The sequence below is a fragment of the Rhizobium sp. BK275 genome, from assembly GCF_014193555.1.
Classification (GTDB): Bacteria; Pseudomonadota; Alphaproteobacteria; order Rhizobiales; family Rhizobiaceae; genus Rhizobium.
In genome coordinates this window covers 156,621-172,366 of record NZ_JACHZL010000009.1, presented here as the reverse complement: position 1 = coordinate 172,366, position 15,746 = coordinate 156,621, and the positions used below count along the sequence as shown (strand labels likewise).

General features: G+C 59.8%; 14 protein-coding genes. 8 read left to right on the top strand and 6 right to left on the bottom strand.

Annotation, left to right across the window (positions count from 1 at the left end):
* The first annotated feature begins 286 nt into the window (after nucleotides 1-286).
* From FHT82_RS26300 to zwf, 4 genes are all read left to right on the top strand, one after another.
* Nucleotides 287-751 (top strand): cupin domain-containing protein, encoded by a 465-nt coding sequence (locus tag FHT82_RS26300; protein WP_183735641.1) that lies wholly within the window; start codon nucleotides 287-289, stop codon nucleotides 749-751.
* Nucleotides 752-839: 88 nt separating this feature from the next.
* On the top strand, nucleotides 840-1,610 hold the full coding sequence (gene tam / locus FHT82_RS26295) for a trans-aconitate 2-methyltransferase (RefSeq protein ID WP_183735640.1): 771 nt from the start codon (nucleotides 840-842) through the stop codon (nucleotides 1,608-1,610).
* A 216-nt stretch (nucleotides 1,611-1,826) separates the two neighbouring features.
* Entirely contained in the window at nucleotides 1,827-2,543 is a 717-nt protein-coding gene (locus tag FHT82_RS26290; protein WP_183735639.1) for a hypothetical protein, read from the top strand.
* Between the two features lie 188 nt (nucleotides 2,544-2,731).
* Nucleotides 2,732-4,240, top strand: coding sequence for a glucose-6-phosphate dehydrogenase (gene zwf, locus FHT82_RS26285; protein WP_183735638.1), 1,509 nt, complete (start codon nucleotides 2,732-2,734; stop codon nucleotides 4,238-4,240).
* Nucleotides 4,241-4,274: 34 nt separating this feature from the next.
* Here zwf and FHT82_RS26280 read toward each other — a convergent pair whose 3' ends face one another.
* The 3 genes from FHT82_RS26280 to FHT82_RS26270 form a co-directional block, all read right to left on the bottom strand.
* Complete coding sequence (locus FHT82_RS26280; protein WP_183735637.1) at nucleotides 4,275-4,565, bottom strand: hypothetical protein; 291 nt, start codon at nucleotides 4,563-4,565, stop codon at nucleotides 4,275-4,277.
* Nucleotides 4,566-4,842: 277 nt separating this feature from the next.
* Entirely contained in the window at nucleotides 4,843-6,201 is a 1,359-nt protein-coding gene (locus FHT82_RS26275; RefSeq protein WP_183735636.1) for a metallophosphoesterase, read from the bottom strand.
* Between the two features lie 219 nt (nucleotides 6,202-6,420).
* Nucleotides 6,421-6,813 carry a hypothetical protein gene (locus tag FHT82_RS26270; protein WP_183735635.1) on the bottom strand — a complete coding sequence of 131 codons (393 nt, stop codon included), beginning with the start codon at nucleotides 6,811-6,813 and terminating at the stop codon, nucleotides 6,421-6,423.
* A gap of 228 nt (nucleotides 6,814-7,041) precedes the next feature.
* Here FHT82_RS26270 and FHT82_RS26265 point away from each other — a divergent pair, with 228 nt between their 5' ends.
* The 3 genes from FHT82_RS26265 to FHT82_RS26255 all read left to right on the top strand — a co-directional run bounded on the left by FHT82_RS26265 (nucleotide 7,042) and on the right by FHT82_RS26255 (nucleotide 11,828).
* Complete coding sequence (locus FHT82_RS26265) at nucleotides 7,042-8,604, top strand: helicase HerA-like C-terminal domain-containing protein (RefSeq protein WP_183735634.1); 1,563 nt, start codon at nucleotides 7,042-7,044, stop codon at nucleotides 8,602-8,604.
* A gap of 227 nt (nucleotides 8,605-8,831) precedes the next feature.
* Nucleotides 8,832-10,628, top strand: coding sequence for a hypothetical protein (locus tag FHT82_RS26260; RefSeq protein WP_183735633.1), 1,797 nt, complete (start codon nucleotides 8,832-8,834; stop codon nucleotides 10,626-10,628).
* A gap of 9 nt (nucleotides 10,629-10,637) precedes the next feature.
* Nucleotides 10,638-11,828 (top strand): hypothetical protein, encoded by a 1,191-nt coding sequence (locus FHT82_RS26255; protein WP_183735632.1) that lies wholly within the window; start codon nucleotides 10,638-10,640, stop codon nucleotides 11,826-11,828.
* Nucleotides 11,829-11,842: 14 nt separating this feature from the next.
* On the opposite strand, the gene FHT82_RS26250 is transcribed toward FHT82_RS26255, so the two are convergent.
* The gene (locus tag FHT82_RS26250; RefSeq protein ID WP_183735631.1) at nucleotides 11,843-12,145 is read right to left on the bottom strand and encodes an alkylphosphonate utilization protein; all 303 of its coding nucleotides are present in this window, start codon (nucleotides 12,143-12,145) and stop codon (nucleotides 11,843-11,845) included.
* 185 nt (nucleotides 12,146-12,330) lie between these two features.
* A complete protein-coding gene (locus FHT82_RS26245; RefSeq protein WP_183735630.1) occupies nucleotides 12,331-12,834 on the bottom strand; it encodes a GNAT family N-acetyltransferase in 504 nt (167 codons plus the stop codon).
* A gap of 380 nt (nucleotides 12,835-13,214) precedes the next feature.
* Here FHT82_RS26245 and FHT82_RS26240 point away from each other — a divergent pair, with 380 nt between their 5' ends.
* Complete coding sequence (locus tag FHT82_RS26240; RefSeq protein WP_183735629.1) at nucleotides 13,215-14,738, top strand: ABC-F family ATP-binding cassette domain-containing protein; 1,524 nt, start codon at nucleotides 13,215-13,217, stop codon at nucleotides 14,736-14,738.
* Between the two features lie 202 nt (nucleotides 14,739-14,940).
* Here FHT82_RS26240 and FHT82_RS26235 read toward each other — a convergent pair whose 3' ends face one another.
* On the bottom strand, nucleotides 14,941-15,717 hold the full coding sequence (locus FHT82_RS26235; protein WP_183735628.1) for a VOC family protein: 777 nt from the start codon (nucleotides 15,715-15,717) through the stop codon (nucleotides 14,941-14,943).
* Nucleotides 15,718-15,746 lie beyond the last annotated feature (29 nt).

Genomic DNA, 15,746 nt, shown 5'->3' with positions numbered 1-15,746 from the left:
GGGGTTGCTCCGCTGATGGTATGCCTGATTGGCGGGGAAGGATCGGCGCGTTCTATGCGCCTCTTCTGTGTCGCCGATATTACAGGGCCGATATTACAGGAATGGCAGCGGCCAACCTGTCGCACTTGCGCAGCGGACGCTTCGTACCGATATGTCCGCGATCGGCTCCAGGGCCTGAAAGCATGCAAAAGCCGCATGTTTGCCGCCCCTCCCCGATTTTGCGGCGGTTGCCAAAACGGCCGCGAAGGTCTATCGGACCGCCCCGCAAGAACAAGAAAGAGACATCATGTCCAACTCATTTGTGAAAACAGATGCCCGGACGGAAGCAAAAAGCTTCTTCGTGCTGGGCGACAAGGTGGAGCGACGGGCTCGCCTGACAGGCAACTGGCTCAACATCTTCGATGTGACCGTCGAGCCCGGCGGCAGGACGCCCCGGCACGCGCATGCGAGCCCGGAAGTCTTCCGGATCATCGAGGGTACTCTCACGATCTGGCGGCTGACCGATACCGGGCCGGAAGAGATCCAGGCGAGTGCAGGCGACATCGTCAGCATCGCGCCTTTCATGGTGCACGGCTATTCCAACAACGGAACCGTCCCCGCGGTCTTTTCGGCGATCGTCGACCGCGACATGGCCGAGTTCATCGAGACCGAGGGCGTTAACGAACGGCCGCAAGGCAGCCCGTCGCCGGAAACGGTGGCACGCATGCGGGCGGCGGCAAACGCCCATGGGATCACGATCCTGGCGGCGTAAGCGCCGTCAGTTTCTCTGCATGCCGCGCAGCGGAGACTGCCCATCATCCGCCGCGTCGAGGACGTGGCCTGATATCAGGAGCAAGACGATGGCATGGTCAGCCAGCCAATATGTGAAATTCGAGGATGAACGTACCCGCCCGGCGCGCGACCTGCTGGCGCAGGTACCGCTGGCGGAACTCCGCCACGCGGTCGATCTCGGCTGCGGGCCGGGCAATTCGACCGAGCTGATCATCGAGCGCTATGGGGCGCAAAACGTGTCGGGTCTCGACAGCGACCTCAACATGCTGGAAGCCGCCCGCAAGCGCCTGCCGGGCACAGCCTTCGTGGAGGCGAACCTTTCGAGCTGGCAGCCCACCGAGCCGGCGGACCTGCTGTTTGCCAATGCCGTCTTCCAGTGGCTGCCCAACCATCTCGACATTTTCGACCGGCTGATGGACGGGCTGGCGCCGGGCGGCGTGCTTGCCGTGCAGATGCCCGACAATCTCGGTGAGCCGAGCCATCTGATGATGGAGGAAACGGCACATGCCGGGCCTTGGAAGACGGCGTTTGAAAAGAAGAGCGTTCGGCGCAACGTGCTGCCGCCGCCATCCACCTATTACAGCCGGCTAATCGCCAAATCCTCCCGCGTCGACATCTGGCACACGATCTACAACCACCCGATGGACAATGCGGCAGCGATCGTCGAATGGGTCAAGGCAACGGGCCTGCGGCCCTATCTCGACCATGCCGGCGAAGAGCACCGCGAAGCGTTTCTGGCTGACTATCTCGAACGTATCGACCGGGTCTATCCGAAGGCTGCCAATGGCAAGCTTCTGCTCAAGTTCCCGCGGCTCTTCATGGTGGCCGTAAAGGCCTGACCGGGAAATCCCGACCTTGATGCCGGCAGCAGTCCAGGCGATCGCCGCCGGCGGCGCTTTGTTAGTCTGCGCAAGCCACACGCAAAGTTTGAAGCGTAGCGGTTCGCTCTGGGATTTCTCAATCCAGACGTGCTTTGGCGACGTTACCAGCGTCGATCGCTATCCATTAAACGCCTTTGCGCCACCACGTGCGGGGCCTGACAAAGAGATTTTGAGATGGTTTCTTCCGTTTCCAACATGAAGCTAGTGACGGCGCAAATAGCGTTGCAGACGATCAAGGGCGGCTCCTCGGAGAGCAGCTCCGGCAGCTTGACCGATCACGACTATTCCAGCCTTCCCTCGCAGTCCCGCTCGGCGCTGTCGGTCATGCTCGACAAGATCAACTCCGGCAAGGCCGGATCGACTGATACCTCCGGCAACACCACCGCCAGCACCGATATCACCACTGCCTCCTTCATGGCCCTGCTGCGCCAGAACATGACGGCTGCGGCAGAGGCCAAGGGCGAAGGCAGCCAGGAGGCTGCGATGCTTGCCGCCTTCAAGAAGGGCCAGCTGACAGTCACCGATCCGACCCAGGGCGTTTCGATCAAGGCCTGGGATGTCACCGATCCCAAGGAAGCGGATGTCGACCAGAAGAAGGGCACCGCAATCGAGACCAGCGACTGGAACGAATTCCTGCGCGACCATTTGCAGCGCGATTCCCACGGGCGCCTCGTCAGAAGCGAAAACGGCAGCTTCATCGAGAAGGGTACCGGCAACGAAGTCTATTTCGGGCAGGTCGGCACGCAGAATTATTACATCACCTGGCCGGTGAAGACCGAGACGAAGCCGACCACGGCGGATGTCGGCAAGTCAAATACCAGCACGGGCACGTCCAATACCCAGACGCCGGCAGCCGACAGCAGCACAGACAAGTCGACCAAGAGCAGCTAACCTGCTCCTGCGAAACGGATTTCATGGCGCTCGTTTCCGGGGCTTCGGCCCCGGAACTGTTTTCAGGGCATAGCGCCGCACCCGTACCGCCCTGTCAAATGCTTGTTATCATTGGGCTGCAGGTTCTCTTGCGGTAAAGCGGAAGCGCTTTATATTCGGCCGGGACAATCCAGCAGGAGATGGCACGCATGGACGCTCACCCCACACCGCCCGTCACTCTCGTCATCTTCGGCGCCACGGGCGATCTGACACGGCGACTGCTGGTTCCGGCCATTATCAATCTCACGCGCAGCCACCTCGTCGGCAGCGACCTGCATATCCTCGGCGTCGGCATCGAGCCCGGTGACGACGAGTTCCTGCGCAAGCGGCTGGATGACTTTCTCAGTCAGATCAGCAGCGAGGAAGAAACAATAAAGGACGAAGCCTGGGAGAGCCTGCGGTCGCGCATCTCCTATCTGCAGGGGGATTTCACCAGGGACGATATCTTCCTCGAAATCGGCAAGCGCCTCGGCACGACCTGCAATGCAGCCTTTTATCTTGCCGTGCCGCCAAGCTTCTTCGGCCCGATCGTCGAAAAACTTGCCGATCTCGGACTGATGGAAGAAAGCGGGGACTGCTTCCGGCGCGTGGCTATCGAAAAACCCTTCGGCACCGATCTCGAATCCGCCAAGGCGCTGAATGCGCGTATCCTTGCCCGCGTGAAGGAAAGCCAAGTCTACCGACTCGATCATTTCCTCGGCAAGGAAACGGTGCAGAACCTGATGACGGCGCGTTTCGCCAACATGATGATCGAGTCGCTGTGGAACAATCGCTATATCGACCACGTACAGATCACCGCCTCGGAAATCGTCGATGTCGGCACGCGCGGGAAATTCTATGATGCGACCGGCGCGCTGCGCGACATGATCCCCAACCATCTCTTCCAGCTTCTGGCGATGATTGCCATGGAGCCGCCGAACAGTTTCGACGCCGAGGCGATCCGCAACGAGAAGAGCAAGGTGTTGAAGGCACTGCGCATTTACACACCGGAGGAAGCCAGGGCGAATGGCGTGCGCGGTGCCTATACCGCCGGTCCGCTCAATGGCATCGATCTGCCCGCCTATCGCGATACGAAGGATGTTTCGCCCGACAGCAAGACCGAGACATATGTGGCACTGAAGCTCTATGCCGATACCTGGCGCTGGGCCGGCATTCCCTTCTATCTGCGCACCGGCAAGGCGATGACGGCGCGCGATACGGAAATCGTCATCACCTTCCAGCCGGTGCCCTTTGCGCAGTTCCGCGAGACAGGGGCCAACCGCCGCCTGCCGCCGAACAAGCTCGTCATCCAGGTGCAGCCCGATGAGGGTATGAGCATGGAAATTTCCATCAAATCACCGGGGCAATCCGTCGATACCGTGCCGGTGGCGCTGGATTTCCGCTATGCCGACAAATTCGATATCAGCAAGACGACCGGTTATGAATCGCTGCTCTATGACCTCTTCATCGGCGACCAGACACTCTTCCAGCGCGCCGATGGTATCGAGGCCGGCTGGGCGGCGGTGCAGCCCTTCCTGGACGAATGGGCAAAGGATGACCGCATTCCGGATCCTTATGTCCCGGGCACAATGGGACCTGCCTGCGGCGACGAGCTGATCGAGCGCGACGGCCGCCAATGGCACGAACTGGGCGTGCTTCTGCACAGGAGCGGCAAATAGCCATTCCTGCCGCTAATCCGATAGAGTAATCCCGTCAGCGGCAGGCGGCAGGCAGCGTGTGGTCACGCTCAGCCGTGCGATAGGCACGCGTGCCCGGCTTTGGGCAAGGCGGCCGGTCGGGCGGAACAACGACGCGGATATTACCGGTTTCGAACGTGTCGAGCGGAATGGAGATACCGCCGCCGCTCGCGTTCGCGTCCGGCACGGTGCCGGGCGGCATGCCGCCGAAACGGCCGGAGTAATCCATATCACCGAGGGCCTGGGCAAAGACCGGAGCGGCGAAACCGAGGAGAATGATCGAGGCTGCTGCAACGACCTTACGCATGACCATATTCCTTCTTATCTGGCCGATATGAAACGAGAATTGGATATCCATCGTTCCAGCCGATCCGGCCGTCGGTGAAAAAATCCGGCATAATTTAATCTAGGAAAGGTCGGTGCGGATTTCCATCCGGCGGCTGATATCGTCGGATGGATTGATCAGATCTCAAAAGGCGATCGATGCGTTGACGAAGGAGGTGCGCGGCTGGCCCACGAACTTGCCGCCATTTTTGTCGGTCGAGCGGGCAAAATGCTCGTTGTCGAACAAGCCAGGGCGTTTCTCAACCTGTAACACTTAAGCTCAGGCTCTCGCCCGCGAACGGCCGATCGCCCTCACCTTTCTGACCATGGCCGACGCTCCAGCGAGACGGCCAGACAAGGCGATCAAGCCCTGTCGAGGCGATTGCCTCGAAGGATGACCAGGCCTCGGTGCCTGTCCGGCGCCAGAGCACGCCGCCCGGCCCCATGCCGCCGTGCAGAATGATGTGGAGATCGAAATCCTCGCCCGGCGGCAGGTCGGGACCGAAGAAATAATAGGGACTGCGACCGGGATCGCGGCCGAGGACGAGCGCCAGTCGCTGCTGTTTGCCACGCAGGCCGAGCCATAAGGGTGGCAGTCCTTGATCGCCGAAAGCCGAGAAGATCGTCTGCGAAGCGGCACCGGCGTCCGGTGCCATCCGGCCGCTCAGGCGGAGTTCGATGATCCGGTCCGTGCCCATCGGACCCGACCAGAGAGCGTCGCTCACGCCATGGGCAAGGCTGTGCCATTTATGCTCGCTCGCAAGAACAGGAGGCCATTGCAGGCGTTCGCGTACAACACCTTCCGTATCGAGAACCTGATAGCGCAGGCTCTCCTCATCGAGGGCCGCCTGGATGCAATGAAGATATTCGACACCCTCGGGCATTCTGTGCGCGGTCCCCGCCCCCGCCGTGCATATCTGCAGCACACCGCGATGGGCCTGCACATCGAAAGCCAGGATATGGCTGCAGCAATAGGCGAAGACATCCGCCTCCACGAGAATATCCCAGAAACGCTCGGCATATTCATGGCCGATCTCACGCTGATAGGTACCGGCGTAGCCATTGACCGGAAAGACCGGTTGATGGCCGAGCACCAGCTTGTAGCGGGCATCGGCATGCGCCTTCAGCGTCGCTTCCAGCCACTCCGTTTCGACATGGCCTTCGCCGCCGAGACCGCTCCAGAGCGTATGGACGAAGACCATGAGCAGATCGCCTCGGCGAACCCAATAGGCCAGCCCCTCCTGCTCCGCCGGCCCGTTTGCCGGAAGGTCGAGCACGTCGCGGAACACGGCCTCGCTCATCTCGTCATAGGTCGTGTGGTTGCCGGTCGTGTGCCACATCGGAAAGTTCGCCCGATCGAGCCAGGCCATCTCGACATCGAACCAATGCCGCCATTGGGCGCGCAGCGAGGCTTCATCCGCCGTCAGACCGACGATCTCATCGCCGGGAAAGAGGATGAACTGCGGCTGCGGCTCGAGCCTGCGCAGGACGGCATTGACGGACGCGAAGGTTCGCTCATGCAAGGCGCCGGCAACACCCGAGCAGGAGTCGCCATAGAGCACGAATTGGTGGCCGCCCGACTTCGGCAGCAGCGCTTCGATCGGAGTTGCGTCGGTCATGAAACACCCGGAAAAGAACGAGGAAATGTTCAAAAACAAAAAACCCGAAAGTTCATGTCTAAACTTTCGGGTGTCAGTGCAACGATGCCGTGGGCTTACTGAAGTGATGGATCGCCTTACAGCATCGGCCCGAAAATCGGAATCGATTTTCGGAAAGCCTGATGCGTAGATGCAAAGAGTTAGAGCGTCCTTAGTGTGTCCGAATGGACGCACGGTGCTCTAGACGAACTGGCTGAGGCCGGGAACGGAGGCGACGACCTGGTCGACCACTTCCTCACCGGCATGTTCCTTGGCAATCGCGATGGTCTCCTTGGCGAGCGACGTAATCTCGCTCATGCCGAGACCTTCACTCATCAGCTGCTGGCCGAGACCCATGATGCCGCCGCCACCGAGCGCGCTCATGAGACCGCCGAGCAAGCCGCCATTGCTGGAACCTTCGCCGTTGAACTGGGCGACGAGTTCGGTGGCGCCGGGGATCTTCTCGATCATTTCGGCAACCGGGCCGTCAGCCGCTTCGCGCTGCAGGAAACCGAGCATCATGCCGAGCGCCTTTTCGGCCAGTTCAGGCGAAATGCCCACACGATTGGCGATTTCAGTCACAATCTCATTCATCGTCTGCCTCCTGTTTTGACGTTAACGTCAACGTAATCGAATCGAGGCGGCAACTCAAGCGGCGCTTTGTGAGGCGCCTCTTTCCTGCTTTTCGTTTTAACACAGACAGTTGTCCGTCTCCTGTCGCCTGCTTATAACAGACAAACGATATTTGCATGAATGTGCGGAAAGAGGATTATCGCATATTCTGGAATGAAGCGGCGGCATCGACCGAGGGAGACATTTTACATGCTCGAAGACGGCAAGATTTTCATCGGCGCAAGCCGCAATCCTGATGACAGCATCAACAAGGGCGAATATCTCGACCTCAAATTCGGCAATCGCCACGGGCTCGTGACGGGTGCGACCGGCACCGGCAAGACGGTGACGCTACAGGTGCTGGCAGAGGGCTTCGCGAGAGCCGGCGTGCCGGTTTTCGCCGCCGATATCAAGGGCGACCTTTCGGGCATCGCCGCCAGGGGCGAGCCGAAGGATTTCCTCACCAAACGCGCCGAGCAAATCGGTTTTACCGACTATGAGTTCGACCAGTTCCCGGTCATCTTCTGGGATCTCTTCGGCGAGAAGGGCCATCGCGTGCGCACGACCGTCGCCGAGATGGGGCCGCTGCTGCTGGCACGACTGATGGACGCTTCCGAGCCGCAGGAAGGCGTCATCAATATCGCCTTCAAGATCGCCGACAAAGCCGGCCTGCCGCTGCTCGACCTCAAGGATTTCACGGCGCTGCTCAACTATATGGGCGAGAACGCGTCGGAGCTTTCCAGCCAGTTCGGCCTGATTTCCAAAGCTTCCGTCGGCTCAATCCAGCGGGCGCTGCTGGTGCTGGAACAGCAGGGCGCGGAACATTTCTTCGGCGAACCGGCACTGAAGATTTCCGATATCATGCGCACGTCGAACAACGGTTACGGGCAGATCTCCGTGCTTGCCGCTGACAAGCTGATGATGAACCCGCGCCTCTATGCCACGTTCCTGCTGTGGCTGCTTTCCGAGCTCTTCGAAGAGCTGCCTGAGGTCGGCGATCCCGACAAGCCGAAGCTCGTCTTCTTCTTCGACGAAGCGCATCTGCTCTTCAACGATGCGCCGAGGGTACTGACCGAGCGCGTGGAGCAGGTGGTACGCCTCATCCGTTCGAAGGGCGTCGGCGTCTATTTCGTCACGCAGAACCCGCTCGACGTACCGGAGACGGTACTCGCCCAGCTCGGCAACCGCCTGCAGCATGCTTTGCGCGCCTATTCGCCGCGTGAGCAGAAGGCCGTAAAGACGGCCGCCGACACGTTCCGCCCGAACCCGGCTTTCGATTGCGCCACCGTCATCACCAATCTCGGCACCGGCGAGGCGCTGGTCTCGACGCTGGAAGCCAAGGGCGCGCCTTCGATCGTCGAGCGCACGCTGATCCGCCCGCCGTCCGGCCGCGTCGGACCGGTGAGCGATGCCGAGCGTCAGCAGATCATGGACCGCAGCCCCGTGCTCGGCGTCTATGACGAGGACGTCGACCGTGATTCTGCCTTCGAGATGCTGGCCGCACGCGCCAAGAAAGCCGCCGATTCGGAAGCTGCCAAGCGGGCGCAGGAAGAGGCCCTGGCGCCACAGGAAGGCAGCACCACGTCCGGCTGGACGCTCCCCGGCTTCGGTGGTGGCGACGACGACCAACCCGCGCGAGGCCAGTCCCGCGGCCGCTCCGGCTATCAGCGCGAAACGGTCGTGGAAGCGGCGATGAAGAGCGTTGCGCGCACCGTGGCGACCCAGGTCGGGAGGGCGCTGGTACGGGGCATATTGGGAAGCCTGAAGCGGTAGTACACAGCTGAGGTTGCAGTACTGAGGCCGATAACAAAAAGTTGCAAAGAACTTAAGTATCCGCTAAAATAACTTCGGGGATCAGCTTGGAGTACTGCGATGCTGAAGTACCTTATTGCAGTTGCCTTTATTGTTGTCGCCGGAATAACCAGTCCCGAACAGACAAATGCTGCGGGTCCGTGTAATCCTGCGGTTCAGAAGTGTATCTAGGCAAACGATAAGACGCCATGAGCGATCTTATTTACGTTGGTTTCGTAGTAGCCGGCGCGATGACACTTGTCATTGAGGCCTACAGAAACTTCAACGCCCCCAACGCCAGGCATCCATTCGAGCTGCACCCAATTTTGAAGGATGTAGAGGTTCGCAACCTTTGCACGACGGGCGAGATTGTTGCGGGCTTTGCCTTCTATGCGGCGCTTTACCTAATTGCCTATTCTGTCGTCCTGAGTTCCGCCGAGGTCTACGGGCTGCTTTCACAAGCTAACAGCGCGCTCGGTGAGATCGGCGCGACCGATGGCGGCAGCAGCATAACGGAACCCGATATCAATAACGTGCTGCAACTGTCGTCAGGCGACTACAACAAACCAATAATCGTTTCTGCCCTGATCATCTCGTCGCTTTCCATTGGAGCGGTGAAGCCCATAGAAACGACCATGCGGTCGCTCGCCCACCGTCTCGCCGGCGTGCCCAGAGGCATCTATCGCGTCATCGAACACCTGCGGGATGCTGACTATGCCGTGCTGATGGCCGAACACCCAAAGCCGCTTGTAGAGAGCTTCGAAGAGCATGCGGGAGACAAAATGCCCGAGTGGCGAGAACAGATCGTCGATTCGCTTACGGCCATCGATTGCCTGCTGGTCGCAACGGACAGCAAGAACAGGCTGCTTTATTTCCCGCTCTACAATCTGGAACGACTGAGGGGCCTTTCTGAAAAGATTGCGAACGATATCGCCGATCTGCAGGATTCAATAGAAAAGCTGTCCAACGAGGACCCATCGACGCTGCATATCAAATACGCCGAACTCGCAGGCAAAGCGATCATGTGCCGCTCCAACATCATGGCCTTCTTTGCGGTGCTCTACATCCGCAATGATCACGCCGTCTTCAGCTCGCGCAGTCAGCGAGCACGCAAGGGAGATCCGATTGCCGGCCTTAAAGAGGAAATCGAGGCCGCAGAAAAGGATGAGCAGAACTCATTCGGCCTCAGCATTCTGACCGCTTTCGTGCTCGCGTTCCTGGTCACCTTCGCGCTGTACTACAAATGGCACTATTGGCAGGGTATCGACACGCCGACGATTTTCCAGCCTGCAGCCTACGCTCAGAACGTCGACGCTGACCTGCTGACAAGCTGCCAGAAGGCATTCAGCAGTGAGTGCGATCCCATCGTGTATGCCTGGCGCAGTACGCAGATCCGAACCATCCTCGCAACGGTTACCTGGGATCAATTGCAGACGCTGTTGCTGACGGTCTTCAGTGTCCTGTTCGTCATCTTGGGGCGTGAGGTCCGCATCGAGCAACAATCCTGGAGAAGCAACTGGAAATTCACCCAGTTTCCGTTCTTGAAGCTGCTCTCCATGTCGCTTCTATCGGGGCTCGCTGCAGTCTTTTTAACTGCCCTCGTTCAATTGGTACGTCTGTGGTGGGACGCCAATTTCGAACTCACGCAATCACAGATAATCATACTCTTTCAGGATAATGGCCGCTTTTTCGCCCTGCAGGCCATCTCGGGCATTATCTTGGCGATGGCAGCACTGGTCCTGATGGACAAGCACAGTGAACGGCCCGGACGCTCCACGATGATAATCGCAGCAGTGGCAGGAGCAATCTACCTGCTCTATCAATGGGCTCTTGTGTTCCTGAGCTACGGTTTCACACCAGGCCCGTCGCAGGCCTATTTCTCATGGACATTTCGCGATGCTCTGATCTTCAGCATCCTGCCGGTTTCCTTTCTACTGATTTTCGCCTTTCTTCTGGAAGTCGGCGAAGACAAAGCTGAAGGGGATACTTCCAAAGACCAAAGTTAGGATGGCCAGATGAAAGCAAGCACGCGCTTTACTTTCCTCTTCTGCATGATCTTTCTCGCCGCAGGCCTCATCACGCCACTGCGGTCAACGGCGTATGGTCAGGAGAAGCCAGAACAAACCGGACGGCTGGCGATCGGGGTACGCAGCAAGACTCAACCCTTTTCATACAAGCTGCCACCAGGCGTGATTGACAGTGATGCGACGCGCGGCCCGCTGAGCCGGGCGGGTTATGGCGGTTATATGATCCGTCTCTGCGATGCTGCCCTTGCTGAGATGCTGGTTGATCCGGATATCTCCCCGCCTATCAAGATGGAGAATATCAAAGTCTATGACATCGACGAAGGTGCCTGGGTTGGAGAAAAAGCCGCAGTCTCAAACAATCTGGTCGACGGACAGCAGGAGCCTGCCGCATCTCGTTTTCTGAATCTCGGTAGGAAATTCGATATTCTCTGCGACGCTGCGACAATTACAAATGGGCGTCGCGATACCATCGTTTCTCCTCCGGTATTCCTGACGGGAATTGGCTACCTGGCATTGAGAGGTCAGCCTGCACGGAGCGATCCCTGTGGAAAGGCAGATGCGACGCAGAAACTGGTGGACGGCAAGCCTATATCCGAATCCTCGCCCGCGCTGATTGGGCTCGTCGGCGGGACGACGGCGCAAACTCGTGGATTGCAGGCTCTCGTCGACGCAAGGGAGATGCCGGAATACGAGAGTAACCTGATCGCGGAGCTACGACAGGACAAGTCACATATGTGCCAAGACGGAAAGGTTCTCGTGAGAACTTACAAAACCCACGAGGATGCGGCAAAGGCCTTCTGCAATGATCAATCCTTCCGCTATTATGTTGGCGATCTTGAGATCATCCGCACTTATGTCAGCGCAATACCCGGCTGCAGATTCGACAATGGTGCGATCACCTACACCAACGACCGCTACGCCATATTCGGCAAAGCGGTCGGAAGCGACAATACATCCCCGGCCTCAAAAAACATGGAGCGAGAGCTTCTGGTGGCACGCTTTTTTGTCACTCTCAATCAGAAGGTCGTGTTCAACCCTTCGATCCTGGATAAGGCCTACGACGACAGCTTTCCCGGCCTGCCGCAAAGCCGCAAACTGAAACTCTTCTATTGGAGTATTCGCGGAGAACACCTGCCCGATGCAACCGACTCAGCGCCGGAGATCGATAAATCTCAGTGACGCGTTAAGTCGCGTCAGCGCTTACGGACAAATTCCGTGCGCAGGACGAGACCTTTGATCGTATCGTGACGGCAGTCGATTTCCTCCGGATTATCCGTCAGACGGATCGAGCGAATGACCGTGCCCTGCTTCAGGGTCTGGTTGGCGCCCTTGACCTTGAGGTCCTTGATAAGCGTGACGGAATCGCCATCCTTCAAGACGTTTCCCGAGGCGTCGCGAACCTCGGACGCGGCCTGTGCGGCTGCGGCCATCTCGGAGGCCGGGCGCCATTCGCCCGTCGCCTCGTCGTAAACATATTCGTCGTCGCCACCGGCCATGATATTCACCCTCGATCAGGAATTTCTTCAGTTCATGATCGGCCGCATATACGATCACGCGCTGTTGCGCAACCGCAGTGGCAGACTGGGAAGCGCGTCACGTGGGCCTGCCGGCAAATGGGCGATAAGCATGCCACGCTTCCCTGACAATGCGTCAACATCGGTGAGCGGCAATAGTGTCGGGATCAAAGCGGCCGCGACATGAAGACTTCGGTGTGGCTGATTTCAGCGGGCACAGCGTGAAAAGGCGGGCAATGAACGAAGCCGAAGGCTTCGTAGAGGGAGAGCGCGCTCTTCAAATAGGCTGCGGTATTGACGAGCATGGTAGTGCGTGCGCTCTTCTTCGCTTCGTCGAACACCCTTTGCATCAGCACATTGCCGACGCCCCGGCCGCGAAAAGCGGGGTCCACGAAGAATTTATGGATCTCCATGGCATCCGTCTCGAATGGCGCGAGTGCGATGCAGCCCGCCGGCGCTCCCTCCCATCGGGCGATGAACATCATGGCGTCGTCGGAGCCGTATTTCCGGGCGAGGCTTTCGTGATTTTCGCCGTGGAAAAGCGCCATGACGATTTCGGCGGGAACGCCGTGGGCACGCCCGAGCTCCACATCCAAGGCACCGAGCGCCTCGCAGAAGCCGGCGGCGATCACGAAATCTTCTCTGCTGCCTACCCTTGAAACGGAAATCATCTCAGGTCCCCGATCCCGGCTGATGAAGGTCTTTCATACCATCTGAGCGTGTTTACTGCCATCGTGATCCCTTGTTTCCAGCCGCAAGCAATGGTATTTCTCCGCTGCAACCGAGAAAAAAGGAGGGCTGCGCGTGAATACCTACTTCCGGCATCATCGCCAGCCTGGCCCAGTCAATGCCCTGCAGATGCGTTTGCAGGGCTGACCAGAGACCGTTTCTCGCTAATCTCTTCCTGGTCTGCCCCTAGTGGCATTGCTGCACCTGAATGCCCGCCGTTTAACCTGCAGCATTTCATAATCCGCCAAGCATAACGCGCTTTTCCGTCGATGGCTGGAAGCCCCGGATATGCGCGATCGCTCGGCAAGACCAGGATCAGATCATGACCCTCATCAATATCCGCAATCTCGGCATCGTGCTATCCACGCCGCTGTTTTCGAAGCTCAACCTCGTCGTCAATGCCGGCGACCGGCTTGGCCTCGTGGCCGCGAACGGGCGCGGCAAATCCACCCTGCTCAGGATCATGACTGGCGCACTGGAGCCGACCGAAGGCGAGATCACCAAAGCGCGGGGGCTCACCATCGGCCATGTCGAGCAGAATGTGCCGTCAGCACTTCTCGACGCCACTTTCCGCGACGCCGTCTTGCACGCCCTTGCGCCCGATCAGGCCGAAAGCGAAAGCTGGCGGGCGGATGTCGTGCTGGAATCTCTCGAAGTGCCCGAGGAGTTGCGCGAACGGCAGCTCCGGCAGCTCAGCGGCGGCTGGCAGCGCTTGGCATTGATCGCCCGCACATGGGTGAATGAACCCGATGTGCTGCTGCTCGACGAGCCGACCAACCATCTCGACCTCGAAAAGATCGCACAGCTCGAGAACTGGCTGAATATGCTGCCGCGCGACACGCCCGTCATCATCTCCAGCCACGACCGCGCCTTTCTCGATGCGACGACCAACCGGACCCTCTTCCTGCGGCCGGAGCAATCGGCTGCCTTCTCCCTGCCCTACAGCCGGGCGCGTGCCGCGCTCGACGAAGCGGATGCTTCGGATGCGCGACGCTACGAAAAGGATATGAAGACGGTCGAGCAGCTTCGCAAGCAGGCGGCGAAGCTCAACAATATCGGCATCAATTCCGGCAGCGACCTGCTGGTGGTCAAGACGAAGCAGCTGAAACAACGCGCCGAAAAGCTGGAGGAGACGGCAAAGCCCGCTCATCTGGAACGGTCGGCCGGTGCAATCCGGCTCGCCAACCGCGGCACGCATGCCAAGGTTCTGGTGACGCTTGGAGATGCCGAGGTCACGACGCCTGACGGTACCCTGCTCTTTCGCACGGGCCGGCAGTTCATCTGCCAGGGCGATCGCATCGTGCTGCTCGGCCTCAACGGCGCCGGCAAGTCGCGTCTGATCTCGACGCTGAGGGGCGCGATTGCAGAGCCGGAGACGACAAAAGCCGGCATTAAGGCCACGCCCTCGCTGGTGCTCGGCTATGGCGACCAGCTGCTGGCCGATCTCAGCGATGCCGACACACCGCTGCAGACGATCATCCGCCGCTTCGATGTCGGCGACCAGCGGGCGCGTTCGCTGCTGGCCGGCGCCGGGATGACGATCGAGATGCAGGGCAAGCCCGTGAAGCTGCTCTCCGGCGGGCAGAAGGCGCGGCTCGGCATGCTGGTGCTCAGGCTGACGCAGCCGAATTTCTACCTGCTCGACGAGCCCACCAACCACCTCGATATCGAAGGGCAGGAGGCGCTGGAGAGCGAGCTGATGGCGCATGAGGCAAGCTGCCTGCTCGTCTCGCACGACCGCAGTTTCGTGCGGGCGGTCGGCAACCGCTTCTGGCTGATCGAGCGGAAAAAGCTGGTGGAAGTGGAGAGCCCGGAAGGGTTCTTTGCGAGTGTGGGGGCTGGGTAACGGAAATTGGGGGTGGATTTCGTCTGCTGGTGTGCCATTTAGCCCCCTCATCCGACACTTCGGGCCACCTTCTCCCCGCTGGGGAGAAGGGACGGAGACGTTGCAGCCCCCCCACTTCTCCCCATCGGGGAGAAGATGCCGGCAGGCAGATGAGGGGCCACGCGGCACCCCTTACCCTCCTCATTCCGACATTCGGCCACCCCTACCGCTTGCCCGCCGAGAGGCAGAAATAGGCCCCCTGCGGATCCATCCCCTGACAGACCCAGCCGCCGGGAACTTCCATGGGACCGTTGACGACCTTGCCGCCGCCGGCATTGACGCGCTCGATCGCAGCATCGAGCGCCGGCACGGTGAAGTAATAGGACCAGAAGGCCATGCCGACTTCGGGCGGTCGGGTCATCATGCCGCCGGTCTGTTTTCCGTGTTCGGCGAAGATGTGGTAGACGCCCATCGGCCCCATGTCGAAGTCCTGATCCTTCGTCCAGCCGAAGAGCTTGGAATAGAAGTCGAAGGCCTTGGCGCCATCATTGGCGTAGAGCTCGCGCCAGCCGACATGGCCGGGCGTGTCGAAAGGCAGCTCCGGCGGCGGATTTTCCATCGGCAGCGGCGTCATGATGCAGAGCACCGCCCCGTCAGGATCGGCGACGACGGCGAAGCGGCCGATGCCCGGAATATCGGCCGGCTGGCGGCGGATGGTCCCGCCATTTGCCGAGAAGTCGCGCGCCGACTGATCGACATCGTCGACGGCGACGTAACCGGTCCAGTTCGGCGGAATGCCCTGCCCTTCAAGCTCTGCCGGAAAAGGCATCATACCGGCGACCCTGACACCGTTTGCTTCGAAGATGGTGTATTCCGGCTGGTCTGCCGCCGGCATTTTGCTCGACGTCCAGCCGACGACCGAGCCGTAGAATTTCGCCGCCGCATCGGGGTCCGGCGTCATCAGTTCGCACCATATGAACTTGCCATGCGTATTGGACATCGTGTCCTCCTGGGTCCACGCTTGAGTTC

Excerpts from the sequence above, each read along its gene's own strand:
- FHT82_RS26290 (WP_183735639.1), top strand. The coding sequence starts at position 1,827 with ATGGTTTCTTCCGTTTCCAACATGAAGCTAGTGACGGCGCAAATAGCG.
- FHT82_RS26270 (WP_183735635.1), bottom strand. The coding sequence starts at position 6,813 with ATGAATGAGATTGTGACTGAAATCGCCAATCGTGTGGGCATTTCGCCT.
- zwf (WP_183735638.1), top strand. The coding sequence starts at position 2,732 with ATGGACGCTCACCCCACACCGCCCGTCACTCTCGTCATCTTCGGCGCC.
- FHT82_RS26265 (WP_183735634.1), top strand. The coding sequence starts at position 7,042 with ATGCTCGAAGACGGCAAGATTTTCATCGGCGCAAGCCGCAATCCTGAT.
- FHT82_RS26280 (WP_183735637.1), bottom strand. The coding sequence starts at position 4,565 with ATGCGTAAGGTCGTTGCAGCAGCCTCGATCATTCTCCTCGGTTTCGCC.
- FHT82_RS26240 (WP_183735629.1), top strand. The coding sequence starts at position 13,215 with ATGACCCTCATCAATATCCGCAATCTCGGCATCGTGCTATCCACGCCG.
- FHT82_RS26245 (WP_183735630.1), bottom strand. The coding sequence starts at position 12,834 with ATGATTTCCGTTTCAAGGGTAGGCAGCAGAGAAGATTTCGTGATCGCC.
- tam (WP_183735640.1), top strand. The coding sequence starts at position 840 with ATGGCATGGTCAGCCAGCCAATATGTGAAATTCGAGGATGAACGTACC.
- FHT82_RS26275 (WP_183735636.1), bottom strand. The coding sequence starts at position 6,201 with ATGACCGACGCAACTCCGATCGAAGCGCTGCTGCCGAAGTCGGGCGGC.
- FHT82_RS26235 (WP_183735628.1), bottom strand. The coding sequence starts at position 15,717 with ATGTCCAATACGCATGGCAAGTTCATATGGTGCGAACTGATGACGCCG.
- FHT82_RS26260 (WP_183735633.1), top strand. The coding sequence starts at position 8,832 with ATGAGCGATCTTATTTACGTTGGTTTCGTAGTAGCCGGCGCGATGACA.
- FHT82_RS26255 (WP_183735632.1), top strand. The coding sequence starts at position 10,638 with ATGAAAGCAAGCACGCGCTTTACTTTCCTCTTCTGCATGATCTTTCTC.
- FHT82_RS26250 (WP_183735631.1), bottom strand. The coding sequence starts at position 12,145 with ATGGCCGGTGGCGACGACGAATATGTTTACGACGAGGCGACGGGCGAA.
- FHT82_RS26300 (WP_183735641.1), top strand. The coding sequence starts at position 287 with ATGTCCAACTCATTTGTGAAAACAGATGCCCGGACGGAAGCAAAAAGC.